Annotated in this window: 22 protein-coding genes; 13 read left to right on the forward strand and 9 right to left on the reverse strand. The window is 62.8% G+C overall.

Annotation, left to right across the window (positions count from 1 at the left end; genetic code table 11):
• Positions 1 to 3 precede the first annotated feature (3 nt).
• From nuoI to nuoN, 6 genes are read left to right on the forward strand one after another with little or no spacing between them, the layout of a single operon-like run.
• The gene (gene nuoI, locus QQ992_RS19000) at positions 4 to 552 is read left to right on the forward strand and encodes an NADH-quinone oxidoreductase subunit NuoI (RefSeq protein WP_003251442.1); all 549 of its coding nucleotides are present in this window, start codon (positions 4 to 6) and stop codon (positions 550 to 552) included.
• A 10-nt stretch (positions 553 to 562) separates the two neighbouring features.
• Complete coding sequence (gene nuoJ, locus QQ992_RS19005) at positions 563 to 1063, forward strand: NADH-quinone oxidoreductase subunit J (RefSeq protein ID WP_016711598.1); 501 nt, start codon at positions 563 to 565, stop codon at positions 1061 to 1063.
• Positions 1064 to 1066: 3 nt separating this feature from the next.
• Positions 1067 to 1375: an NADH-quinone oxidoreductase subunit NuoK gene (gene nuoK, locus QQ992_RS19010; RefSeq protein WP_003251446.1), complete on the forward strand. Its 309-nt coding sequence runs from the start codon at positions 1067 to 1069 to the stop codon at positions 1373 to 1375.
• Positions 1372 to 3225, forward strand: a complete 1854-nt coding sequence (gene nuoL / locus QQ992_RS19015; RefSeq protein ID WP_060497815.1) for an NADH-quinone oxidoreductase subunit L — start codon at positions 1372 to 1374, stop codon at positions 3223 to 3225. The genes nuoK and nuoL overlap by 4 nt, the downstream gene beginning before the upstream one ends.
• Before the next feature lie 40 nt (positions 3226 to 3265).
• Positions 3266 to 4798 carry an NADH-quinone oxidoreductase subunit M gene (gene nuoM, locus QQ992_RS19020; RefSeq protein WP_286110702.1) on the forward strand — a complete coding sequence of 511 codons (1533 nt, stop codon included), beginning with the start codon at positions 3266 to 3268 and terminating at the stop codon, positions 4796 to 4798.
• Positions 4799 to 4805: 7 nt separating this feature from the next.
• Positions 4806 to 6275, forward strand: coding sequence for an NADH-quinone oxidoreductase subunit NuoN (gene nuoN, locus QQ992_RS19025; RefSeq protein WP_012273301.1), 1470 nt, complete (start codon positions 4806 to 4808; stop codon positions 6273 to 6275).
• Positions 6276 to 6365: 90 nt separating this feature from the next.
• On the opposite strand, the gene QQ992_RS19030 is transcribed toward nuoN, so the two are convergent.
• Complete coding sequence (locus QQ992_RS19030) at positions 6366 to 6629, reverse strand: Ogr/Delta-like zinc finger protein (protein ID WP_028699011.1); 264 nt, start codon at positions 6627 to 6629, stop codon at positions 6366 to 6368.
• A gap of 179 nt (positions 6630 to 6808) precedes the next feature.
• Here QQ992_RS19030 and QQ992_RS19035 point away from each other — a divergent pair, with 179 nt between their 5' ends.
• Positions 6809 to 7201 carry a helix-turn-helix domain-containing protein gene (locus tag QQ992_RS19035; RefSeq protein ID WP_286110703.1) on the forward strand — a complete coding sequence of 131 codons (393 nt, stop codon included), beginning with the start codon at positions 6809 to 6811 and terminating at the stop codon, positions 7199 to 7201.
• Here QQ992_RS19035 and QQ992_RS19040 read toward each other — a convergent pair.
• Genes QQ992_RS19040 through QQ992_RS19050 form a run of 3 tightly spaced genes read right to left on the reverse strand, consistent with a single transcriptional unit; the run spans position 7198 to position 8160 of the window.
• A complete protein-coding gene (locus QQ992_RS19040; RefSeq protein ID WP_198751582.1) occupies positions 7198 to 7560 on the reverse strand; it encodes a hypothetical protein in 363 nt (120 codons plus the stop codon). The two genes, QQ992_RS19035 and QQ992_RS19040, sit on opposite strands and share 4 nt — an antisense overlap.
• Entirely contained in the window at positions 7553 to 7900 is a 348-nt protein-coding gene (locus QQ992_RS19045; RefSeq protein ID WP_286110704.1) for a head completion/stabilization protein, read from the reverse strand. The genes QQ992_RS19040 and QQ992_RS19045 overlap by 8 nt, the downstream gene beginning before the upstream one ends.
• An 11-nt stretch (positions 7901 to 7911) precedes the next feature.
• Complete coding sequence (locus tag QQ992_RS19050; RefSeq protein WP_019470477.1) at positions 7912 to 8160, reverse strand: helix-turn-helix domain-containing protein; 249 nt, start codon at positions 8158 to 8160, stop codon at positions 7912 to 7914.
• Positions 8161 to 8380: 220 nt separating this feature from the next.
• Between QQ992_RS19050 and QQ992_RS19055 the strand changes: the two genes are divergently transcribed.
• The gene (locus QQ992_RS19055) at positions 8381 to 10447 is read left to right on the forward strand and encodes a TonB-dependent receptor family protein (RefSeq protein ID WP_286110705.1); all 2067 of its coding nucleotides are present in this window, start codon (positions 8381 to 8383) and stop codon (positions 10445 to 10447) included.
• A 53-nt stretch (positions 10448 to 10500) separates the two neighbouring features.
• Here the strand turns inward: QQ992_RS19055 and chrR are convergent, their stop codons facing one another.
• Entirely contained in the window at positions 10501 to 11061 is a 561-nt protein-coding gene (gene chrR, locus QQ992_RS19060; protein WP_286110706.1) for a class I chromate reductase ChrR, read from the reverse strand.
• Between the two features lie 157 nt (positions 11062 to 11218).
• Here chrR and QQ992_RS19065 point away from each other — a divergent pair, with 157 nt between their 5' ends.
• Positions 11219 to 11437: a hypothetical protein gene (locus QQ992_RS19065; RefSeq protein WP_016488235.1), complete on the forward strand. Its 219-nt coding sequence runs from the start codon at positions 11219 to 11221 to the stop codon at positions 11435 to 11437.
• On the opposite strand, the gene QQ992_RS19070 is transcribed toward QQ992_RS19065, so the two are convergent.
• The 4 genes from QQ992_RS19070 to QQ992_RS19085 all read right to left on the reverse strand — a co-directional run bounded on the left by QQ992_RS19070 (position 11421) and on the right by QQ992_RS19085 (position 16051).
• Positions 11421 to 13670 (reverse strand): Orn/Lys/Arg family decarboxylase, encoded by a 2250-nt coding sequence (locus tag QQ992_RS19070; RefSeq protein ID WP_286113972.1) that lies wholly within the window; start codon positions 13668 to 13670, stop codon positions 11421 to 11423. The two genes, QQ992_RS19065 and QQ992_RS19070, sit on opposite strands and share 17 nt — an antisense overlap.
• Before the next feature lie 337 nt (positions 13671 to 14007).
• Entirely contained in the window at positions 14008 to 14766 is a 759-nt protein-coding gene (gene dnaQ, locus QQ992_RS19075) for a DNA polymerase III subunit epsilon (protein WP_286110707.1), read from the reverse strand.
• 51 nt (positions 14767 to 14817) lie between these two features.
• The gene (gene rnhA / locus QQ992_RS19080) at positions 14818 to 15264 is read right to left on the reverse strand and encodes a ribonuclease HI (protein ID WP_016711609.1); all 447 of its coding nucleotides are present in this window, start codon (positions 15262 to 15264) and stop codon (positions 14818 to 14820) included.
• A 13-nt stretch (positions 15265 to 15277) separates the two neighbouring features.
• A complete protein-coding gene (locus QQ992_RS19085; protein WP_016711610.1) occupies positions 15278 to 16051 on the reverse strand; it encodes a class I SAM-dependent methyltransferase in 774 nt (257 codons plus the stop codon).
• 85 nt (positions 16052 to 16136) lie between these two features.
• Here QQ992_RS19085 and gloB point away from each other — a divergent pair, with 85 nt between their 5' ends.
• The 4 genes from gloB to QQ992_RS19105 all read left to right on the forward strand — a co-directional run bounded on the left by gloB (position 16137) and on the right by QQ992_RS19105 (position 22273).
• Entirely contained in the window at positions 16137 to 16916 is a 780-nt protein-coding gene (gene gloB, locus QQ992_RS19090; RefSeq protein ID WP_286110708.1) for a hydroxyacylglutathione hydrolase, read from the forward strand.
• A gap of 100 nt (positions 16917 to 17016) precedes the next feature.
• On the forward strand, positions 17017 to 18447 hold the full coding sequence (locus tag QQ992_RS19095) for a lytic transglycosylase domain-containing protein (protein ID WP_119369345.1): 1431 nt from the start codon (positions 17017 to 17019) through the stop codon (positions 18445 to 18447).
• Between the two features lie 164 nt (positions 18448 to 18611).
• Positions 18612 to 20441, forward strand: coding sequence for an extracellular solute-binding protein (locus QQ992_RS19100; RefSeq protein ID WP_201296070.1), 1830 nt, complete (start codon positions 18612 to 18614; stop codon positions 20439 to 20441).
• Complete coding sequence (locus tag QQ992_RS19105) at positions 20438 to 22273, forward strand: extracellular solute-binding protein (protein ID WP_286110709.1); 1836 nt, start codon at positions 20438 to 20440, stop codon at positions 22271 to 22273. Before QQ992_RS19100 ends, QQ992_RS19105 begins: the two co-directional genes overlap by 4 nt.

A 22273-nucleotide genomic window follows, 5' to 3' on the forward strand; every position in this document is an offset into this window, starting at 1 on the left:
CCCATGTTCAAGTATATCGGCGACATCGTTAAGGGCACCGGCACACAGCTGCGCAGCCTGGCCATGGTGTTCTCCCACGGGTTCCGCAAGCGCGACACCCTGCAATACCCCGAAGAACCCGTGTACCTGCCGCCGCGCTACCGCGGCCGCATCGTCCTCACCCGCGACCCCGATGGCGAGGAGCGCTGCGTAGCGTGCAACCTCTGCGCGGTGGCCTGCCCGGTTGGCTGCATCTCGCTGCAGAAAGCCGAGACCGAGGACGGCCGTTGGTACCCGGAATTCTTCCGCATCAACTTCTCGCGTTGCATTTTCTGCGGCCTGTGTGAAGAAGCGTGCCCGACCACCGCGATCCAGCTGACGCCGGATTTCGAAATGGCCGAGTTCAAGCGTCAGGACCTGGTGTACGAGAAAGAAGATCTGCTGATCTCCGGCCCCGGCAAGAACCCTGACTACAACTTCTACCGTGTTGCGGGTATGGCCATCGCTGGCAAGCCGAAAGGCTCTGCGCAGAACGAAGCCGAGCCGATCAACGTGAAGAGCTTGCTCCCATAAGGACAGAAAGATGGAATTCGCTTTCTACTTCGCATCCGGGATCGCCGTGGTCTCCACCCTTCGGGTGGTGACCGGTACCAACCCCGTGCACGCCTTGCTTTACCTGATCATTTCGCTGATTTCCGTGGCCATGATCTTCTTCTCCCTGGGTGCGCCGTTCGCCGGCGCCCTGGAAGTGATCGCCTACGCCGGCGCCATCATGGTGCTGTTCGTGTTCGTGGTGATGATGCTCAACCTGGGGCCGGCTTCGGTCGCCCAGGAACGGGGCTGGCTCAAGCCCGGCATCTGGGTCGGGCCAGTGATCCTCGGCGCCCTGCTGCTGGCAGAGCTGCTGTACGTGCTGTTCGTCACCCCGAGCGGCGCTGGCATCAGCGGTACCACCGTGGGCCCGAAAGCAGTGGGTATCAGCCTGTTCGGCCCTTACCTGCTGGTGGTCGAACTGGCGTCGATGCTGCTGCTGGCTGCAGCCGTCACCGCCTTCCACCTGGGCCGCAACGAGGCGAAGGAGTAAATCATGGGTGCTATCCCTCTCGAGCACGGTCTGGCAGTCGCCGGCATCCTGTTCTGCTTAGGTCTGGTTGGCCTGATGGTCCGCCGCAACATCCTCTTCGTGCTCATGAGCCTGGAAGTCATGATGAACGCCTCTGCCCTGGCGTTCGTCGTCGCCGGTGCCCGTTGGGTCCAGCCCGACGGCCAGGTGATGTTCATTCTGGTGATCAGCCTGGCAGCCGCCGAGGCCAGTATTGGCCTGGCCATCCTGCTGCAGCTGTATCGCCGCTTCCACACTCTCGACATCGATGCTGCCAGTGAGATGCGCGGATGAACCTTCTCTTCCTGACTTTCGTCTTCCCCCTCGTCGGCTTCCTGCTGCTGTCGTTCTCGCGCGGTCGGTTCTCGGAGAACCTGTCCGCCCTGATCGGCGTCGGCTCGGTGGGCCTTTCGGCCGCCACCGCCGCCTATGTCATCTGGCAATTCAACGTCGCCCCGCCTGAAGGCGGCGCGTACAGCCAGCTGCTGTGGCAGTGGATGTCGGTAGACGGCTTTGCGCCGAACTTCACCCTGTACCTGGACGGCCTGTCGGTCACCATGCTGGGCGTGGTCACTGGCGTGGGCTTCCTGATCCACCTGTTCGCATCCTGGTACATGCGTGGCGAAGCCGGCTACTCGCGCTTCTTCTCGTACACCAACCTGTTCATCGCCAGCATGCTGTTCCTGATCCTGGGCGATAACCTGCTGTTCATCTACTTCGGCTGGGAAGGCGTGGGCCTGTGCTCGTACCTGTTGATCGGTTTCTACTACAGCAACCGCAACAACGGTAACGCGGCACTCAAGGCCTTCATCGTCACCCGTATCGGCGACGTGTTCATGGCCATCGGCCTGTTCATCCTGTTCGCCCAGCTGGGTACCCTGAACGTGCAGGAACTGCTGGTGCTGGCACCGCAGAAGTTCCAGGCGGGCGACACCTGGATGGTGCTGGCAACCCTGATGCTGCTGGGCGGTGCGGTCGGTAAATCGGCCCAGCTGCCACTGCAGACCTGGCTGGCCGACGCGATGGCAGGCCCGACCCCGGTTTCGGCACTGATCCACGCCGCGACCATGGTGACCGCGGGCGTGTACCTGATCGCCCGTACCAACGGCCTGTTCCTGCTGGCGCCGGACATCCTGCACCTGGTAGGTGTTGTCGGTGGTGTGACCCTGGTGCTGGCCGGCTTTGCCGCGCTGGTACAGACCGACATCAAGCGTATCCTCGCCTACTCGACCATGAGCCAGATCGGCTACATGTTCCTGGCCCTGGGCGTCGGTGCCTGGGACGCGGCGATCTTCCACCTGATGACCCACGCCTTCTTCAAGGCCCTGCTGTTCCTTGCCTCCGGTGCGGTGATCGTTGCCTGCCACCACGAGCAGAACATCTTCAAGATGGGCGGCCTGTGGAAGAAACTGCCGCTGGCCTACGCCAGCTTCGTGGTCGGTGGCGCTGCCCTGGCTGCACTGCCAATCGTGACCGTGGGCTTCTACTCCAAGGACGAGATCCTCTGGGAAGCCTTCGCCAGCGGCAACACCGGCCTGCTGTACGCCGGCCTGGTGGGTGCGTTCATGACCTCGCTGTACACCTTCCGCCTGATCTTCATCGCCTTCCACGGCGAAGCCAAGACCGAAGCCCACGCCGGCCACGGCATCAGCCACTGGCTGCCACTGGGCGTGCTGATCGTGCTGTCGACCGCCGTCGGTGCCTTGATTCACCCGCCGCTGGCAGGCGTGCTGCCTGAAAGCGCCGGCCATGCCGGTGGCGAAGCCAAGCACGCGCTGGAGATCACCTCGGGTGCCATCGCCATCGCCGGTATCCTGCTGTCGGCCCTGCTGTTCCTGGGCAAGCGCACCTTCGTCAGCGCAGTTGCCAACAGCGGCATCGGCCGCGTCCTGTCGGCCTGGTGGTTCGCCGCCTGGGGCTTCGACTGGATCTACGACAAGCTCTTCGTCAAACCGTACCTGCTGATCAGCCACATCCTGCGCAAGGACCCGGTTGACCGCAGCATCGGCCTGATCCCTCGCATGGCGCGTGGCGGCCACGTCGCCATGAGCAAGACCGAGACAGGCCAACTGCGCTGGTACACCGCCTCTATCGCCGTGGGTGCCGTGCTGGTGCTCGGCGCTGTGGTAGTGGCTGCGGTATGACTATGAATCTTGCGACTTTGCCAAAGGAAACCAACCCGTCATGATTTTGCCTTGGCTGATCCTGATCCCCTTCATCGGCGGCTTCCTGTGCTGGCTGGGTGAGCGCTTCGGCGCCACCCTGCCGCGCTGGATCGCGCTGCTGACCATGTCCCTGCTGCTCGGCATCGGCCTGTGGCTGTGGGGCACCGGCGACTACACCCTGGCCCCCGCTCCGGGCGCCGAGCCTGCCTGGGCCGTGGAATACAAAATCCAGTGGATCCAGCGCTTCGGCATCAGCATCCACCTGGCCCTCGACGGCCTGTCGCTGCTGATGATCCTGCTCACCGGCCTGCTCGGTGTGCTGTCGGTACTGTGTTCCTGGAAAGAAATCCAGCGCCACGTCGGCTTCTTCCACCTCAACCTGATGTGGATTCTCGGCGGCGTGGTCGGTGTGTTCCTGGCCCTGGACCTGTTCCTGTTCTTCTTCTTCTGGGAAATGATGCTGGTGCCGATGTACTTCCTCATCGCGCTCTGGGGTCACAGCTCGGCAGACGGCAAGAAAACCCGGATCTACGCGGCGACCAAGTTCTTCATCTTCACCCAGGCCAGCGGCCTGATCATGCTGGTGGCGATCCTGGGCCTGGTGCTGGTCAACTACAACACCACCGGCGTGCTCACCTTCAACTACAGCGACCTGCTCAAGACCGAGCTGCCAGCCGGTGTCGAGTACGTGCTGATGCTGGGCTTCTTCATCGCCTTCGCGGTGAAGCTGCCAGTGGTGCCGTTCCACTCCTGGCTGCCTGATGCTCACGCCCAGGCACCGACCGCAGGCTCCGTGGACCTGGCGGGTATCTTGCTGAAGACTGCGGCCTACGGCCTGCTGCGCTTTGCACTGCCGCTGTTCCCGAACGCCTCGGCAGAGTTCGCGCCCATCGCCATGACCCTGGGCCTGATCGGTATCTTCTACGGTGCCTTCCTGGCCTTTGCACAAACCGACATCAAGCGCCTGATCGCCTTCTCCAGCGTCTCGCACATGGGCTTCGTGCTGATCGGCATCTACTCCGGCAGCCAGCAGGCCCTGCAAGGCGCGGTGATCCAGATGCTGGCCCACGGCCTGTCGGCCGCCGCACTGTTCATCCTGTCCGGCCAGTTGTACGAGCGCCTGCACACCCGTGACATGCGCCAGATGGGCGGCCTGTGGCATCGCATCGCCTACCTGCCGGCCATCAGCCTGTTCTTCGCGGCGGCATCGCTGGGCCTGCCAGGTACCGGCAACTTCGTCGGCGAGTTCCTGATCCTGATCGGCAGCTTCGTGCATGTACCGTGGATCACCGTGATCGCCACCACCGGCCTGGTATTTGGCTCGGTGTACTCGCTGATCATGATCCACCGCGCCTACTTCGGCCCGGCCAAGAGCGATACCGTGCTGGCCGGCATGGACGGTCGCGAGCTGGTCATGGTGCTGGGCCTGGCGGTGTTGCTGATCCTGCTGGGCGTGTATCCGCAGCCGTTCCTCGACACCTCTGCCGCCACCATGAGTGGTGTGCAGCAGTGGCTCGGTTCCGCTTTCACTCAACTCGCTTCGGCCCGGTAAGAGCGCTATGGAATTCACCACTCAACACTTCATCGCATTGGCGCCGATGCTGATCACCACCATCACCACGGTGGTGGTGATGCTGGCGATCGCCTGGAAGCGCAACCACTCGCAGACCTTCCTGCTGTCCACCGTGGGCCTGAACCTGGCCCTGCTGTCGATCCTGCCGGCGCTGAAGGTCGCGCCACTGGCGGTCACCCCGCTGATCACCATCGACAAGTTCGCCTGCCTGTACATGGCGATCATCCTGGTGGCGACGCTGGCTTGCGTCACCCTGGCCCACGCCTACCTTGGCGAAGGGTCCAAGGGCTTCCCGGGCAACCGTGAAGAACTGTACCTGCTGCTGCTGATGTCGGCCCTGGGTGGCCTGGTGCTGGTCAGCGCCAACCACCTGGCAGGCCTGTTCATCGGCCTGGAGCTGCTGTCGGTACCGGTCTACGGCCTGGTGGCGTATGCCTTCTTCAACAAGCGGTCACTGGAAGCCGGCATCAAGTACATGGTGCTGTCGGCTGCCGGTTCCGCCTTCCTGCTGTTCGGCATGGCCCTGCTGTACGCCGATGCCGGTAGCCTGAGCTTCGACCAGATCGGCAAGGCACTGGCAACCACCAGCATGCCAAGCCTGGTGGCCCAACTGGGCCTGGGCATGATGCTGGTTGGCCTGGCCTTCAAGCTGTCGCTGGTGCCGTTCCACCTGTGGACCCCGGACGTGTACGAAGGCGCCCCGGCGCCGGTCGCCGCGTTCCTGGCCACCGCCAGCAAGGTTGCAGTATTCGCCGTGGTCGTGCGCCTGTTCATGCTCTCCCCTGCTGCCAGCAGTGGCGTGCTGAGCACCGTACTGGCAGTGATCGCCGTCGCTTCGATCCTGATCGGTAACCTGCTGGCGCTGACCCAGAGCAACCTCAAACGCCTGCTGGGTTACTCGTCCATCGCCCACTTCGGTTACCTGGTCATTGCCCTGGTCGCCAGCAAGGGCCTGGCCCTGGAAGCCATGGGCGTGTACCTGGTCACCTACGTGATCACCAGCCTGGGCGCCTTCGGTGTCATCACCCTGATGTCCTCGCCATACGGCGGTCGTGACGCCGATGCGCTGTACGAGTACCGCGGCCTGTTCTGGCGCCGTCCGTACCTGACCGCAGTACTGACCGTGATGATGCTGTCGCTGGCGGGTATCCCGCTGACCGCTGGCTTCATCGGCAAGTTCTACATCATCGCCACCGGCGTCGAGTCGCACCTGTGGTGGCTGGTCGGTGCGCTGGTGATCGGTAGCGCCATCGGCGTGTACTACTACCTGCGCGTCATGGTCACCCTGTACCTGGTCGAGCCGAACCTGCGTCGCCACGACGCCCCACTGAAGTGGGAACAGCGCACCGGTGGCGTCATGCTGCTGGCCATCGCCATTCTCGCCTTCGTGCTGGGTGTGTACCCGCAGCCACTGCTGGAACTGGTTCAGCAAGCCGGCCTGCAACTGATCGGCTGATTACCCCGGCAGTTTCGGCAAAACAAAACACCCCGCCTAGGCGGGGTGTTTTTTTATCTGCACGTTTTATTGCCTGTACCCTACGGCGCCTCACCCAAGCGGGCTACCCTGGCCTGTACCCGGCAAGGCGGCCTTGCGCAAATCACCATTGGCTGAAGGCAGGTAGACTTCCGGGTTGGGCATACCGCTCGGGGAGAGTTCGTGGGTCATTTCGAATTCGGCCCGCACTGACCAGCCACACGCCTCGGTGGTGCATTGCAAATAAGCGATCCGCAGGAAAATATGGCGCCCTTCGCTAGTGCGTATGCGCATACGGCTGTGGCAATGCGGACAAACCAGCTTGTAAGTACTCACGGCAAGTACCTGCTAGCATTGACCAGGCAGGCCTGTGTGTAAGTATTGGCTGCAACTATGGGTGTATTCTTCAATTTGGTGGTTCTCATTGCAGAAATGCTCCTTAAAACGCAGGGCTGTATTCATAACGAGTAGTTTAAGCCCATGGAATATCATTAAACCAGTCATGGATATTTGTTATGAGTACTCACGTACTTGCCGAGGTGCTCACGCGCCTCAAGCTTCTTACCCGCTCCCAGTCCGACGCCGACCTGTCCCGTGCACTTTCCATCAGCCCGCAAACACTCAGTAGCTGGAAGGTGCGCGACAGCATCCCGTACGCACTTTGCGTGGAGATTGCCAGGCAGCATGCATGCTCCCTGGACTGGCTACTGCTGGGTGAAACGGCACAGCGGCCCGGGCACGAATGTGAAGCCGGCTGGGAGGGCGACGTGCTCGAACGCCTGCGCGCACTCTCACCGGACGATCGCCACACCATCCTGTTGCTCATCAAGGACAAGCAACGTATCCAGCAGCTGGAACAACAATTGAGCGAACTGCGCAGGCAGCTACCCCAGGCCACCGGCAGTTAACCCCGGCGGCGCCAACGCTGTATGAGCTCGCGTGGGTCGAGCGTATCCAGCCAGACCATGACCTTGAGGCTGATGGGAATGACCACCACGGCGGCCACGAATGCCGCCATGCCTCGGGTCAGCAAGGGTGCCAGCGATGAAACCAGCGGCTCGAACAGGTGCCCCACCCCCACGGTCACGAACACCAGCAGCAATTTCTTGCCCAGCGTCAGGCGTCTGGTTGCATTGGTGATCAACCGGTCACGCGCAGCACTCACCAACAAAGCCCCTAGCAAAGCAGCGAACAACACACTGCCATCAACGCCCAACAGTTCGATCAGCGCCGAGGCAAAGCGGTCGATAAAGGACTCGTCAGGCATGGGCAGCACTCCGACGGGAAGTCGGCAGGTACGCGCTCGAGCCAAGGCTGTACATGACCGCCGCTTCGACAAAACGGATGTAGCACACCCGCAAAGCGCGCCCCTGGTCGTGCCCGGCCACATCTTCAAGGCGTTTGTAACCGCGCTCTCGCAGCACTGCGCGCCAACGCGCGAACTCCCGTGCAGCATCAATGGCGGCGCAACGTGCAGCCACCTCCAGCGCGGCCTCACTGACAGGCCGCTGCAAGTTCAAGCGTTCGCGTAGCCTGCCAAGGTCTACCCGGGGCCAGAACGGGTCATGGCTATCGGCATAGCGTGGCAGTACAGGTTCGTTGCTCATGCCCTACCCCCTCACTGCTCGGCCAGCATGCCGTAGCGAATGGCCTTGATTACCGCAGCCACCCGGGTAGGTACGTCGAATTTGCGCAGGATGTTGGACACATGAAAGTTCACCGTCGATTCCTTGCACTCAAGGATACGGCCGATCTCCCACGAGCTCTTGCCGTAGGCACACCACAACAGCACTTGCCGTTCACGAGGCGTCAGGCGAACCGGGGCGTCCGCCGGGGGTTGCTGCGGGTGTCGTGCGTTGTCAGTCATGCTTGTACTCCACGGGTGATTGAGCGAGGCATCGCTGCCGATCTGCAGTCACCTTACGAAGCGCATGCCGCGCCGCTCCACTGCTGCGGCTTGTAAAGAACTTTCGTACAAAACCGTCTGACGAAGGCTGTGCAAGATTTGCTGACTTTCTTCGTGCTCCAGGCGGCATTTCGCTCGTCTCAACGCCGTTGTCCATTCGCCTTTCGCCTGGAGTCGTACAATGCGTTCCGATTTACCCCTCTCGTCCTGCCTCGGCCTGCTGGCTGCCTTGACTGCCGCCCAGCCCGCCCTGGGGGCATCCTCGGTCGAACTGGGCCAGGTGCTGATCACCGATGAGGAGCAGAACGAACTGACGGCAGCCAGCGAACGCCTGCGCGAAGTACCCGGCGCCAGCAACCTGGTGGACATGCAGCGCGTGGGGCAAGGCCGGGTGGCCAGCAACCAGGACGTGCTCGCCTACCAGCCAGGGGTGTTCGCCCAATCGGCGGGCAACGACGGCATCAAGCTGTCGATCCGCGGCTCGGGCATCAACCGCGCACCTGGGGCCCACGGCTCCGGGGTTTACACGATGTTCGACGGCCTGCCACTGACGGGCCCGGGTGGCACGCCCTATGAGTTGTTCGAACCGCTGTGGCTCAGCCGCGCCGAAGTGCTGCGCGGCGCCAATGGCTTCGACCAAGGCGCCTTGGCGCTCGGCGGCGCCATCAACTACGTCACCCACACCGGCTACGACGCCGCGCCGTTGCAAGTGCGCTATGAGGTCGGCAGCCGTGGCTACCAGCACCGGCATGTCAGCTCCGGCCAGGTGCTGGGCAACCTCGACTACTACGTGGCCCTGACCGATTCCGAGTATGACGGCTATCAGGCACACAGCAGCGGCAGCGCCAAAGGCATTGCCGCCAACGTCGGCTACCGCTTCAACCCCAACCTGGAAACCCGCTTTTACCTGCGCTACCGGGAAACCGAAAACGAACTGGCCGGGCGCCTGACCAAGGATCAGATCAAGCACCACCCACGCGCGGCCAACCCGGCCTACCTGGCCCGCGACGACAGCCGCCCGCAACCGGGCAGCACCTGGGTCGGCAACAAGACCACCTTCTACCTCGACGACGATGCGCGCCTGGAAGCCGGGCTGGTCTATCACGACTACCCGATGGACCTGCGTGAAAGCCCGATGCGCCTGAAGGTGGCCTACACCGATGTCAGCGGTACGCTGAACTACTCGCGCCGCGACACCCTGTTCGGCCACGAGAGCAAGACCACTGTCGGCTGGCGTACTACCAAGCACCTGCCCAACAGTGGCGCGTCACAGTTCGCGCGCAGTGGTGACGTGTTCGGTCCACGCACCCGCGACTTCACCTATCAGGGCTCGGACACCGTGCTGCATGCCGGCAACGACCTGGAACTGGTCCCCAACCTGTGGCTGACCACCGGCCTGGCGATGATCTACACCCGCCGCGAGAGTGACGTCACTTACCACCCTGCCGGGGGCGGAAAAGTGAGCCAGCATGACTGGGACTATGCGCCACGCATGGGACTGCGCTATGACATCAGCCCAGACCTGCAGGTGTACGGCAACCTGAGTCGATCGGTCGAACCTCCCCATCCGTGGGCCCTGATTTGGAGCGCGCCCACCGCGAACCAACCGATCGAAATGCAAAACCAGACCGCCACCACACTGGAATTGGGCACACGCGGCGAATCGGCATTGGGGCATTGGGACCTGGCGTGGTACTACTCGCAAGTTCACCATGAATTGCTGGCGGTGGAAATCGTGCAAGGCGCTCCGGCCAAGGAATTCAACGCCAGCGCCACCGTGCATCAAGGCGTGGAAGCCGGCCTCGACAGCATCCTGTGGGAACGTGCCGGTACTGGCAAGCTGAGCTTGCGCCAAGCCTACACCTTCAGTGACTTCCACTACCGCGATGACGACAAGTTCGGCGACAACCGCCTGCCCGGTATCCCCATGCACTATTACCAAGCCGAGCTGCGCTACGACTGGCCGAGCGGCTTTTATGCCGGGGTGAATACGCAGATGGCGTCGAAGGTGCAGGTGGACTACGCCAACAGTTACCATGCCGATGAATATGCCTTGCTCGGTGCGCGCCTTGGCTGGGATTCACCGAAGCAGGACTGGCAGGCCTGGCTGGACCTGCGCAACCTGACCAACAAGCGTTATGCGGCGACGGTGACACCTGGCTACAACGATGCAGGAAAGGATGAGGCCCGTTCGACGCCGGGTGAAGGATTTGGCGTGTATGCGGGCGTTTCCTACAGCTTCCGCTAAACAGCTGGGGCCGCTGCGCGGCCCCAATGAAATCAGCCCCGGATGAGCAGGTATCAAACCGCCCTGTTCAACTTCACCCACGAAGCAAACTTGTCGACAAACGCCTGCAAGAACGGCCGAGTCTTGTCGTTGAGCTTGCCTCCCTCCTCGAACAAGCTCGCCGCGCCGCCAATATAGGCCTCGGGCATCTGCATGCATGGCATGTCGAGAAACACCAGTGACTGGCGCACGGCATGGTTGGCACCAAAGCCGCCAATGGCCCCCGGCGACACACTCACCACCGCCGTCGGCTTGCCGCTCCAGGCACTTTGCCCGTAGGGCCGCGAGCCCACATCGATGGCATTTTTCAGGCAACCCGGCACCGAGCGGTTGTATTCCGGCGTGACGAACAGCACCGCATCACTGCGGCGGATGTCTTCGCGAAAACGCTTCCATGCTTCTGGCGCCGCCTCGGCCTCGACGTCCTCGTTGTACAACGGCAAATCGCCAATCTCGACAATCTTCAGGGCTAGGCTGGACGGCGCCAGCTCCGAAAGTGCGCGGGCAACCTTGCGGTTGTAGGACTCCTTGCGCAAGCTGCCGACGACAACAGCTACCGAATACACCTGGCTCATGGCAATTTCCATCCTGTGCTGGGTAAAGGGACGTTCTAGTTATAGATGACCGTTCCTCGGTACTTTGGTTTTTTTTCCTCATGGCGAAAACTTCCGAGGCTGTTGTACGGTCTATGCCTTCAGACATTTTCTACGTAATTCAGAGGTTTCCACCCAAATGGCAGCAGTAATGGTCGGCCAATTCCACGCCCGTGACGCCGAAGGCCGTATCTACCCCGTGCACGAGTTCCAGGAGTCCACCCTGCAACTGGACGGCAGCACGCTGGGCGCCCCCATCACCACTTACCGTCTGGCCATCGGCGACAAGGTCAACCACCTGGGTGAAAACCGTTTCGAACTGGCACGCTCCGGTGTCGAGATCATTCGCATTCCTTGATGCAGTCCACGGTGTAGCCACCACTCTCGTTCTGCAGGCCATGCACGTCGGCGACAAAACCGGGAAACCCTTGGTTGAACGCCCGGGCAAAGGCCAGGTAGTCGAGTATCGAGCGGGTCGCCTCGGTGAACCGCTCCCCCGGCATGATCAACGGAATGCCGGGCGGGTACGGCACCAGCATCACTGCCGCCACACGCCCCAGCAGTGCCTCGATCGGCACCGCCTCCACCTCGCCACGCACCATCTGGTCATAGGCCTGGGCCGGGCTCACGGCTACCTCCGGCAAGCGCGTGAACAGCCGTTTCAGTTGCTTGGCCGTGGCGTTGCTGCGGTAGCAGCCATGCAACTGGTCGCACAGGTCGCGCAGGCCCATCCCCCGGTAGCGTGAGGCATCGGCGGCCACCACACTCGGCAAGCAGCTGCTCAGGGCAGTATTGCCATCGTAGTGGCGCTTGAACTCAAGCAACTCGGTCAGCAACGTGCTCCACTTGCCCTTGGTGATGCCCATGGAGAACAGCACCAGAAAGCTGTACAGGCCGGTTTTTTCCACCACCAGCCCCCGCTCCCAGAGAAACTTGCTGACCACCACCGCCGGGATACCGTGCTCGTCCAGCACACCACCCGCACTAAGGCCCGGCATCACCAGGGTTACCTTCAGCGGGTCGAGCAGCACGTAGTCGTCCACCACCTCGCCAAAGCCATGCCACTCTGCGCCCGGTTGCAACAACCAGTCCTGCGCTTGCAGATGGTGAATACCTTCAGCGCTCGGCGGCTGCCAGATACTGAACCACCAATCGTGCGCAGCAATGTGTTCGCGCAGATTGGCCAGGGCACGGCGAAAGCTCAGTGCCTCGTCGAACATTTCCTGCAGCAGCGAGCGCCCGGCCGGCCCCTCCATCATGGTCGAGGCCACGTCCAGCGAAGCGAGGATGCTGTACTGCGGCGAAGTCGATATGTGCATCATGAACGCCTCGTTGAAGCGGTCGCGGTCCAGCTGGCGCCTGGCCCCGTCTTGCACATGAATCATGGACGCCTGGCTGAACGCCGCCAGCAGCTTGTGGGTGGAATGGGTACTGAACACCAGCGGGCTATCGTCCGCGCAGGCAGTGCCCATGGCATAACGCCCGGTGAAAAAGTCATGAAACGCCGCATAGGCAAACCAGGCCTCGTCGAAGTGCAGCACCTCGACACTGCTGCCCAAGGTCTGCTTGATCAGCCCTGCGTGGTAACACAAGCCGTCATAGGTGGAGTTGGTCACCACCGCCAGCTTGATGCGCGGCGTCCGGCCACGGGCAAGCGGGTTGGCCTGGATCTTCGCCTGGATTGCCTCAGGGCTGAACTCGCTGAGCGGGATCGGACCGATGATGCCCAGTTCGTTACGCTCCGGGCACAGGTACAACGGAATGGCGCCGGTCATGATGATCGCGTGGACCACCGACTTGTGGCAGTTGCGGTCCACCAGCACCAGGTCGTCACGGCCGACCATGGCGTGCCAGACGATCTTGTTGGCCGTAGAGGTGCCATTGATGACGAAGAAGGTATGGTCGGCGCCGAAGTTGCGGGCAGCCCTGGCTTCGGCTTCAGCCAAGGGGCCGGTGTGGTCGAGTAGCGACCCCAGCTCCGGCACCGAAACCGACAGATCGGAGCGCAGCGTGTTTTCCCCGAAAAACTGGTGAAAGGCCTGGCCTACCGGGCTTTTATGGTAGGCCACGCCACCACCATGGCCCGGGGTGTGCCAGGAATAGTTGGATTGCGCGGTGTGCTGCACCAGCGCCTTGAAGAAAGGCGGCAACAGGCCATCGAGGTAGGTGTGTGCGGCACGCGCCACCTGGCGGGCAAGAAACGGTACGGTGTCCTCGAACAGGTACAGGATGCCGCGCAGCTGGTTGAGCTCGCTCATGGCTTCGGCAGGGGCGTTTTCCAGGGTGACCTGCTCACCCAGGGCGAAGATCGGCAGGTTGGGTGCACGCAGACGGGCCAGGCGGATCAGCTCGGCCATGTTCTGCAACAGGTGGGTATTTTCGCCGGCGCCTTCGGCGGCGATCAGCATGCAGGCCAGGCCGTGGTGGGTGGCGGCGACCAGCCGCGCTTCGGCGTGGTCGGCGGCGGCGAGGATGGCGAAGCCGTCCTGGCGCAGTTCCTCGGCAATGCCCCTTACGCGCTCGCCGGCGACACTGTCAGCCTTGATGGCACGGTGGACGATAAGGATGGGGAACTTGAGGTCCTTGTACATCAGGTGGCTACCTCCGAAGGACATGGCGTCCATTTCAGGGTAGTTGAGGTGCATGTCTTGAGTGTTGGGGGGAGGCGGAAATCGCGCGCCGCCCGCGCGGCGCATCGCGAGCAAGCTCGCTCCTACATTTGTTTCGGGCCAATTATGCCTGTGGGATTTGCGCGCGAACGCTTAGGCGCATGGCTCGATATTGCGCTGTACAAACAGGGCGGTCGCGCGCGCCCGGCACAGGCGTTACTGGCCCGAAACAAATGTAGGAGCGAGCTTGCTCGCGATGCGCCGCGCGGGCGGCGCTCGATCTCATCGGCACCACAGAACCCACGGCAAGCACAAAGAATCAACCAGCAGGTGTCTCGGTCAAGGCTTGCCACATGGACGGCCCACCCGCCGACTTGGCAACAGCCGCCAGCCGCTCGGCATGCGCCTCCAGCTCCTCGGCACTGGCCATGATCACCCGCCCAGGCGCACGCCCGGTAATCCGGCGGATTTCGCTACCTCCAGCCCCCTGCCCATCACCCTCGGCATCAGCACCATGCCCGGCCAGCGAAAGGCTGGTCTGGCCACCGGTCATCGCCAGGTAGACATCTGCCAGCAGTTCCGAGTCGAGCAGTGCGCCGTGCAGTTCACGGCCCGAGTTGTCGATGTCGTAGCGTTTGCACAACGCATCGAGGCTGTTGCGCTGCCCCGGGTGACGCGAACGTGCCAACAACAGGGTATCGAGGATGGTGCAATACTGCGAAGCGTCCGCACGGTCGTGCTGGCCGAGCAGGGCAAATTCGTTGTTGATGAAGCCAACGTCGAACGCCGCGTTATGGATAACCAGCGTGGCGCCCTGAATGAAGTCGAAGAACTCTTCGGCCACATCACCAAAGCGCGGCTTGCCGACCAGGAAGGCATCGGTGATGCCGTGGACGTTGATCGCGCCCTCGTCACTCTCGCGGTCCGGCTGCAGGTAAACGTGGAAGTGCCGCCCGGTCAGGCGCCGGCCGATGACTTCGACACAGCCGATCTCGATGATCCGGTGGCCTTCGCTGACCGGCATGCCCGTGGTTTCGGTATCGAGAATGACGAACCGCTTATCTTGCTGCTGCTCCACGCGGGGCGCTCCAACTTGCATCAGTTACAAAGGCGGCAATTGTACCCCAGCTCAACGCTGGGCGCGCACTTCGTCCACGCCACGGTTGGCCAGCTGGTCGGCACGTTCGTTGCCGGGGTGGCCGATATGGCCGCGCACCCATTTCCAGGTCACTTTGTGGCGATTGACCTGTTCATCCAGCTGCTGCCACAGGTCGGCATTCTTTACCGGTTCCTTGGCCGCCGTCTTCCAGCCGCGCTTCTTCCAGTTGACCATCCACTCGTTGATGCCCTTCATCACGTACTGCGAGTCGGTGGTCAACACCACTTCGCATTCACGCTTCAGCGCCATCAACCCCTGGATCGCGGCCATAAGCTCCATGCGATTGTTGGTGGTTTCGCGTTCGCCGCCCCACAGTTCCTTCTCGACGCCCTTGTAGATCATCAGGACGCCCCAGCCACCCGGGCCGGGGTTGCCCTTGCAGGCACCATCGGTAAACATCTCGACGCTTTCGCTCATGTACCACTCATGTTCAGTGCTTTTCAGTATCAGGGTTCACCGCCGTGCGGTTGACCTTGGCCAGCGGCAGCGGCAGCAACTTGCCCATCGGTTCGCGGCGCTCCGGGCGCAGCGGCCGCAAGCCGACCACCATCTTGCGCGCCACCAGCAGGTACACGCCGCCACCGGAGCTTTGCCAGCCGCCGGCCAGCCGCTCCCAGCCCTCCAGGCGTTGCTGCCAGGCCGGTGAGGCAAGCGGCGGACGATAGCACCCGAAGCGGCGTTTCTCCAGCGCGAAGCCCAGCAGGTTGAGCCAGTCCCCCACCCGCGACGGCGAGATGCAGCGGGCCTTGCGCAACGCCCCGTGGCTGAAGAAATGGCGCATGCCCCAGCTGCTCCACGGGTTGATCCCGACGATCAGCAGATGCCCGCCCGGGCGCACGGCGCTGGCGGCCTCGCGCAGCAGGCCATGGGGCGACAGGCAGAAATCCAGGCCATGTTGCAGCACCACCACATCGGCAGCATGCTCGCTCAGCGGCCAGGCCTGTTCCTCGCACACAATCTCGACCCCCGGCAGCGGCGCGCCGAGGCGCACGTTGCGCTGCACCTGGGGCGCGCTCGGTGGCGGCTCGGCACAAGGCCCGTAATGCACAAGGTACCCGCCGAAGAAGCGCCCCAGCTCTTCTTCCAGCAGTTTTTCCTCCTCCTTGAGCATCAGCTGGCCGAGTGGGCCGTTGAACCACTCACGGGCCAGGCTGATCAGCTTGACCCAGTCCGGGTCAGCCTGGGCAAAGGCTTGGTCGGTCATTGCGCTCTCCCTCGAAGGTTCTCGCACCGCGCCATCGCGGCTAAGATGCCCTCATGTGCCACGCTAGGCGAATCGGATCCGCACCATGATACAGATCGATGCTCTCCCCGCTTTCTCCGACAACTACATCTGGTTGTTACAGGATACTGCCAAACGCCGCTGCGCGGTGGTCGACCCAGGTGACGCCGGCCCGGTGGAACGCTGGCTGGCGGCCAATCCCGAATGGGTGCTCAGCGATATCCTGATTACCCACCACCACAACGACCATGTCGGCGGCGTGGAACGGCTCAAGCAACTGACCGATGCGCGTGTCTGCGGCCCGGCCCACGAACGTATTCCCTGCCGCGACCTGGCGCTCGACGATGGCGATCAGGTCACTGTGCTGGGCGTGGCCTTCCAGGTGCTGGCAGTACCCGGCCACACCCTGGGGCATATCGCATTCTTCAGCGACCAGCCGGCAACGCCCGTGCTGTTCAGCGGCGACACCCTGTTCGCCGCCGGATGCGGTCGCATGTTCGAGGGTACACCCGAACAGATGCAACCCGCCCTCGCCCGCCTGGCGGCGCTGCCGGCGCAAACAGAAGTGTACTGCGCCCACGAATACACCCTCAGCAACCTGCGTTTTGCCAAGGCGGTGGAACCCACCAACCCGCACGTTCTGAAGCGGTTCGAGGACGTTACCCGTTTGCGCGCCGACAATCGCATCACCTTGCCATCAACCATTGGCCTGGAACGCCTGACCAACCCCTTCCTGCGTACCTCTGAAACATTAGTTAAACAAAAAGCAGACGAATGGAAGGGACATCCAAACGACTCGCAGGTCACTGTTTTTGCTGCCTTGAGGTCTTGGAAGGACACCTTCTGATAACCGCAAGATATATCGCAAGTGATGGTCAAAGGTTGACCAGGCCCGGAGCGGTTTCTAGAATCGCCGAAATTTTTCGCCCGGATACCTGTGTCAGCCGATGTCTTCCCGTAGCCGCAGAACCTCTCATTCCGTCGCCCTGACGCGCCTGGCCCAAATCAGTGCGCTGGCCCTGGCCGCCACCCTGGTGGGCTGCCAGAGCACCCGTCAGCTCGACGAATCCGATAGCGTTCGCGCGCACAACTACCAGGCGCGGATCAAGCACAAACCTTCACCGCTGCTGGTCAAGCCGGCCGAGCAGGCACCGCAGGATGTCTGGGAACGCATGCGCCAGGGCTTCGCCCTGCAAGACAGCATCGACGTCAACCCGCGCATCGAACAGCAACGCCTGTGGTTCGCCAGCAACCCGACGTTCATCGAAAGCGCCGGCGAGCGTGGCAGCCTCTACCTGCATTACATTGTCGAACGCCTTGAAGAGCGCGACATGCCGCTGGAACTGGCCCTGCTGCCAGCCATCGAAAGCGCCTACAACCCGATGGCCTACTCGCGTGCCCACGCGGCGGGTATGTGGCAGTTCATCCCGTCCACCGGCCGCCACTTCAACCTGCGCCAGACCAACTTCTACGACGGTCGTCGCGACGTCACCGCCTCGACCAACGCTGCACTGGACTACCTGTCCCGCCTGCACGACATGTTCAACGGTGACTGGCTGCTGGCCCTGGCCGCCTACAACGCCGGTGAAGGCACCGTCAGCCGCGCCATCGAGCGCAACGAACGGCTCGGCCTGCCAACCGACTACTGGAACCTGCCCCTGCCACAGGAAACCCGCGACTACGTGCCCAAGCTGCTGGCCCTGTCGCAGGTGGTGCTCACCCCTGAAGCCTACGGCGTGAACCTGAACCCGATCGCCAACGAACCCTACTTCGAGGCGGTGGCCATCAACGACCGCCTGGACCTGTCGCGGGTGGCAGCCTTTGCCAACATCGACGAAGACGAGCTGATCCAGCTCAACCCGGCGTTCAAGAAGCGCATGACCGTAGACGGCCCGCAGCAGTTGCTGGTGCCGACCGCCAAGGCACAACTGCTGAGCGACAGCCTGTCCAACCTCAAGCCCGAGCAACTGGTCAGCCTGCAGCCGAACAAAGCCGTATTCGCCCGTGCCGTGGCCGAAGCCAAGGCACCGGTTGCAGCGCGTAGCTACCGGGTCAAGCGCGGTGACAACCTGGTCGCCATCGCCAAGGCCAACCGCGTGTCGGTCAAGGACATCAAGCGCTGGAACCGCCTCTCCGGTAACAACCTGCGCGCAGGCCAGGTACTGGCCTTGCGCGGCGGCAATGCACCGAGTGCCGCTGGTAACCGGGTAGCTGCATCCGGCAAGCGCTCCACACAATACAAGGTACGCAAGGGCGACTCGCTGTACCTGGTGGCCAAGCGCTTCAACGTGGAAATGCAGCACCTCAAGCGCTGGAACCCGCGCAGCGGCCACGCCCTCAAGCCAGGCCAGACCCTGACCGTCTACCTCTCGCATTGAAAGCGACAAGCTGAAAGCTACAAGCGGCAAGAACAAAGCAAATCGCATGCGACCCGCTTTTTCTTGCAGCTTGAAGCTTGAAGCTTGCAGCTCTCTTTTTCCAACCCCACCAAGCTGTTACTGTACCCCGATCAAAGCCCAACGCCTCTGGATCGGATGCCGACTTGATACGTCCCCTCCTGCTGTCACTCAGCCTGGCCTTGAGCTTTCCCGCAGCCGCGATGGTGAGCGAAAGCCACGGATACGCGCAGTTCGGCACGCTCAAGTACCCAGCCACCTTCACCCATTTCGACTGGGTCAACCCGCAAGCGCCCAAGGGCGGCACCTTGCGGGCCATGGCTTTTGGTACGTTCGATACCCTCAACCCCTACACCTTCAAGGGGTCGAGCCCGATTACCACGCCCAATTTCCAGCAATACGGCATCAGCGAGCTGAACGAGCCACTGATGGTCGGCACCGGCCAGTACGACCCGTCCGGCGACGAGCCGACCTCCAGCTACGGCCTGATCGCCCGCTCGGTGGAGTACAGCGAAGACCGCAGCTGGGTGGTGTTCAACCTGCGCCCGGAAGCCCGCTGGCATGACGGCCAGCCGATCACCTCGGCAGACGTGGCCTTTTCCTACCGCACCCTGCTCAAGGACGGCCACCCGATCTACCGCACCAACCTGCAGGAAGTGCAACGGGTAGACATCCTCGGCCCGCTGCGCATCCGCTTCGTGTTCAAGCGCGCCGGCAACCCGCTGCTGATCCTGCGCCTGGGCGAGATGCCGGTGCTGCCCAAGCACTACTGGCAAAAGCGCGATTTCAAGGCCACCACCTTCGAGCCACCGCTGGGCAGCGGCCCCTACCGCATCACCGAAGTTCAGCCCGGCCGCCGGCTGGTGTTCGAACGGGTGAAGAACTACTGGGGCAAGGACCTGGCAGTCAACCGGGGCAAGTACAACTTCAAGCGCGTGGAGTACGAGTTCTACCGCGACGCCACCGTGGCCTTCGAAGCCTTCAAGGCCGGCGAATTCGACATCTATATCGAGCACCAGGCCAAGAACTGGGCCAACGGCTACAACTTCCCGGCCGTGCGCCGTGGCGAGGTCATCAAGGCCCAGATCCCGCACCAGATTCCGACGCAAACCCAGGGCCTGTTCATGAACAGCCGCCGCGCCACCTTCAGCGACCCGCGGGTACGCCAGGCGCTGGGGCTGATGCTCGACTTCGAGTGGACCAACCGCGCCCTGTTCAGCAGCGCCTACCGCCGCTCGACCAGCTACTACCCCAACAGCGAGTTCGCCGCCAGCGGCCTGCCCACCGGCAAGGAATGGCTGCTGCTGGCGCCGTTCCGCGACCAACTGCCGGCAAAGCTATTCAGCGAACCCTACAAGGTCAGCCAGACCGATGGCCGCGGCATCAGCCGCCAGACCCTGCGCCAGGCCCTGGGCCTGCTTGCCGAGGCCGGCTGGAAGCTGAATGGCCAGCGCCTGGTCGACAGCAAGGGCCAGCAGCTGCGTATGGAACTGCTGCTGGTAAACCCCAACCTTGAACGCATCCTGCAACCTTATGTCGAAAATCTGTCCAGCATCGGCATCGATGCGCGCTTGCGCACCGTGGACCGTGCCCAGTACAAACAACGCCTGGACCAGTTCGATTTCGACATGATTCTGATGACCCTGAACCAGACCCTTAGCCCCGGCCTCGAACAGTGGCTGTACTTCCATTCCAGCCAGGCCGCCACCAAGGGCAGCAAGAACTATGCTGGGGTCAGGGACCCGGTGGTCGACCACCTGCTCGACACCCTGCTGGCTGCGCGTACCCGCGACGACCAGATCGCCGCCGCCCGCGCCCTGGACCGCGTGCTTTCATGGCAGTACTACATGATCCCCAACTGGTACCTCGACAATCATCGCCTGGCCTACCGCAACCGGTTCGCCTTCGTCACCACGCCGCCCTACACCCTGGGGCTGAACAGCTGGTGGATCAAGACTTCGGAGAAAGCCCAATGACGCCAACGCACCCACTGCGCCGGCTGGCAGGCAGCCTGTTGCTCGCCTGCCTGAGCCTTCCCGCCCTGGCCGCACCGCAACACGCACTCACCCTGTACGACGAGCCCCCCAAGTACCCCGCCAACTTCAAGCACTTCGACTACGTCAACCCGGATGCGCCCAAGGGCGGCACCTTCCGCCAGTCCAGCTTCGGCGGCTTCGACAGCCTCAACCCGTTCATCAACAAAGGCGTGTCGGCCGAAAACATCAGCATCATCTACGACACCCTGATGCGCCAGAGCCAGGACGAGCCGTTCACCGAGTACGGCCTGGTGGCCGGCAAGATCGAAAAGGCCCCCGACAACAGCTGGGTGCGCTTCTACCTGCGCCCCGAAGCGCGCTTCCACGACGGCCATCCGATGCGCGCCGACGATGTGGTATTCACCTTCAACGCGTTGATCAAGGACGGTGCGCCGCTGTACCGCCAGTACTATGCCGACGTCGCCGAGGTGGTCGCCGAAGACCCGCTCAAGGTGCTGTTCACGTTCAAGCACAAGGGTAACCGCGAGCTGCCGCTGATTCTCGGCCAGCTGCCAGTGCTGCCCAAGCACTGGTACGAAAACCGCGACTTCAACCGCGGCAACCTGGAAATCCCGCTGGGCAGCGGGCCGTACAAGGTCGCCGATGTAAAAGCCGGGCACTCGGTGCGCTACGAGCGGGTCAAGGATTACTGGGCCAAGGACCTACCGATCAACCGCGGGTTCTATAACTTCGATGCCATGACGTTCGACTCCTACCGCGACACCACTGTCGCGCTGGAAGCACTCAAGGCCGGGGCGTTCGACTACGCGCTGGAGGTCAGCGCAAAAAACTGGGCCACCGCCTACAACGTGCCCGCCGTGCGCGACGGCCGCCTGATCAAGGAAGAGCTGCCCAACGGCAACCCCACCGGCATGCAGGGTTTCATCTTCAACATCCGCCGCCCGGTGTTCCAGGATGTGCGTGTGCGCCAGGCCCTGAGCCTGCTGCTGGACTACGAGTGGACCAACAAACAGCTGTTCAACGGCGCCTACACCCGCACCGGCAGCTACTTCGACAACTCGGAGATGGCCGCCCACGGCCTGCCCAGCGCCAGCGAGCTGAAAATCCTCGAACCACTGCGTGGCAAAGTACCCGAACAGGTCTTCACCGAGGCCTTCAAGAACCCGGTCAGCGATGGCAGCGGCATGATCCGCGAGCAACAGCGCCAGGCCTACAAGCTGTTGCAGGAAGCCGGCTGGAAGATTGTCGACGACAAGATGGTCGACGCTCAGGGTAAACCGGTCAGCATTGAGTTCCTGCTGGCACAAACCGAGTTCGAACGCATCCTGCTGCCGTTCAAGCGTAACCTTGCCGACCTCGGCATCGACCTGAACATCCGCCGGGTCGACGTTTCCCAGTACATCACCCGCCTGCGCTCGCGTGACTACGACATGATCGTTGGCGGCTACCCGCAGTCCAACTCGCCGGGCAACGAGCAGCGCGAGTTCTGGTCCAGCGCCGCCGCCGACAACCCCGGCAGCCGCAATTTCATCGGCCTGCGCGACCCGGCTATCGACCAACTGGTGGAGGAACTGATCAACGCCGACTCGCGCCAGAGCCTGGTCGACCACTGCCGCGCCCTCGACCGGGTGCTGCTGTGGGGCTACTACGTGATCCCCAACTGGCACATCAAGACCTGGCGCGTGGCTTACTGGAACCATATCGGCCACCCGGATGTTTCGCCCAAGTACGACATCGGCATCGATACCTGGTGGATCAAGCCCGGGGTAACCCCGGCGGTCAGCGAAGCCCCTGCGGACGAGGGCAACTAA

The sequence above is a fragment of the Pseudomonas kurunegalensis genome, from assembly GCF_030291635.1.
In the GTDB taxonomy this organism is placed as follows: domain Bacteria; phylum Pseudomonadota; class Gammaproteobacteria; order Pseudomonadales; family Pseudomonadaceae; genus Aquipseudomonas; species Aquipseudomonas monteilii.

Coding starts and splice junctions, on each gene's coding strand:
- QQ992_RS19040 (WP_198751582.1), bottom strand. CDS start 7,560: ATGCCTGACGAGTCCTTTATCGACCGCTTTGCCTCGGCGCTGATCGAA.
- QQ992_RS19095 (WP_119369345.1), top strand. CDS start 17,017: ATGTCTTCCCGTAGCCGCAGAACCTCTCATTCCGTCGCCCTGACGCGC.
- nuoM (WP_286110702.1), top strand. CDS start 3,266: ATGATTTTGCCTTGGCTGATCCTGATCCCCTTCATCGGCGGCTTCCTG.
- nuoJ (WP_016711598.1), top strand. CDS start 563: ATGGAATTCGCTTTCTACTTCGCATCCGGGATCGCCGTGGTCTCCACC.
- chrR (WP_286110706.1), bottom strand. CDS start 11,061: ATGAGCCAGGTGTATTCGGTAGCTGTTGTCGTCGGCAGCTTGCGCAAG.
- QQ992_RS19045 (WP_286110704.1), bottom strand. CDS start 7,900: ATGAGCAACGAACCTGTACTGCCACGCTATGCCGATAGCCATGACCCG.
- nuoN (WP_012273301.1), top strand. CDS start 4,806: ATGGAATTCACCACTCAACACTTCATCGCATTGGCGCCGATGCTGATC.
- nuoK (WP_003251446.1), top strand. CDS start 1,067: ATGGGTGCTATCCCTCTCGAGCACGGTCTGGCAGTCGCCGGCATCCTG.
- QQ992_RS19055 (WP_286110705.1), top strand. CDS start 8,381: ATGCGTTCCGATTTACCCCTCTCGTCCTGCCTCGGCCTGCTGGCTGCC.
- QQ992_RS19085 (WP_016711610.1), bottom strand. CDS start 16,051: ATGACCGACCAAGCCTTTGCCCAGGCTGACCCGGACTGGGTCAAGCTG.
- gloB (WP_286110708.1), top strand. CDS start 16,137: ATGATACAGATCGATGCTCTCCCCGCTTTCTCCGACAACTACATCTGG.
- nuoL (WP_060497815.1), top strand. CDS start 1,372: ATGAACCTTCTCTTCCTGACTTTCGTCTTCCCCCTCGTCGGCTTCCTG.
- nuoI (WP_003251442.1), top strand. CDS start 4: ATGTTCAAGTATATCGGCGACATCGTTAAGGGCACCGGCACACAGCTG.
- QQ992_RS19105 (WP_286110709.1), top strand. CDS start 20,438: ATGACGCCAACGCACCCACTGCGCCGGCTGGCAGGCAGCCTGTTGCTC.
- QQ992_RS19070 (WP_286113972.1), bottom strand. CDS start 13,670: ATGTACAAGGACCTCAAGTTCCCCATCCTTATCGTCCACCGTGCCATC.
- rnhA (WP_016711609.1), bottom strand. CDS start 15,264: ATGAGCGAAAGCGTCGAGATGTTTACCGATGGTGCCTGCAAGGGCAAC.
- QQ992_RS19050 (WP_019470477.1), bottom strand. CDS start 8,160: ATGACTGACAACGCACGACACCCGCAGCAACCCCCGGCGGACGCCCCG.
- QQ992_RS19065 (WP_016488235.1), top strand. CDS start 11,219: ATGGCAGCAGTAATGGTCGGCCAATTCCACGCCCGTGACGCCGAAGGC.
- QQ992_RS19035 (WP_286110703.1), top strand. CDS start 6,809: ATGAGTACTCACGTACTTGCCGAGGTGCTCACGCGCCTCAAGCTTCTT.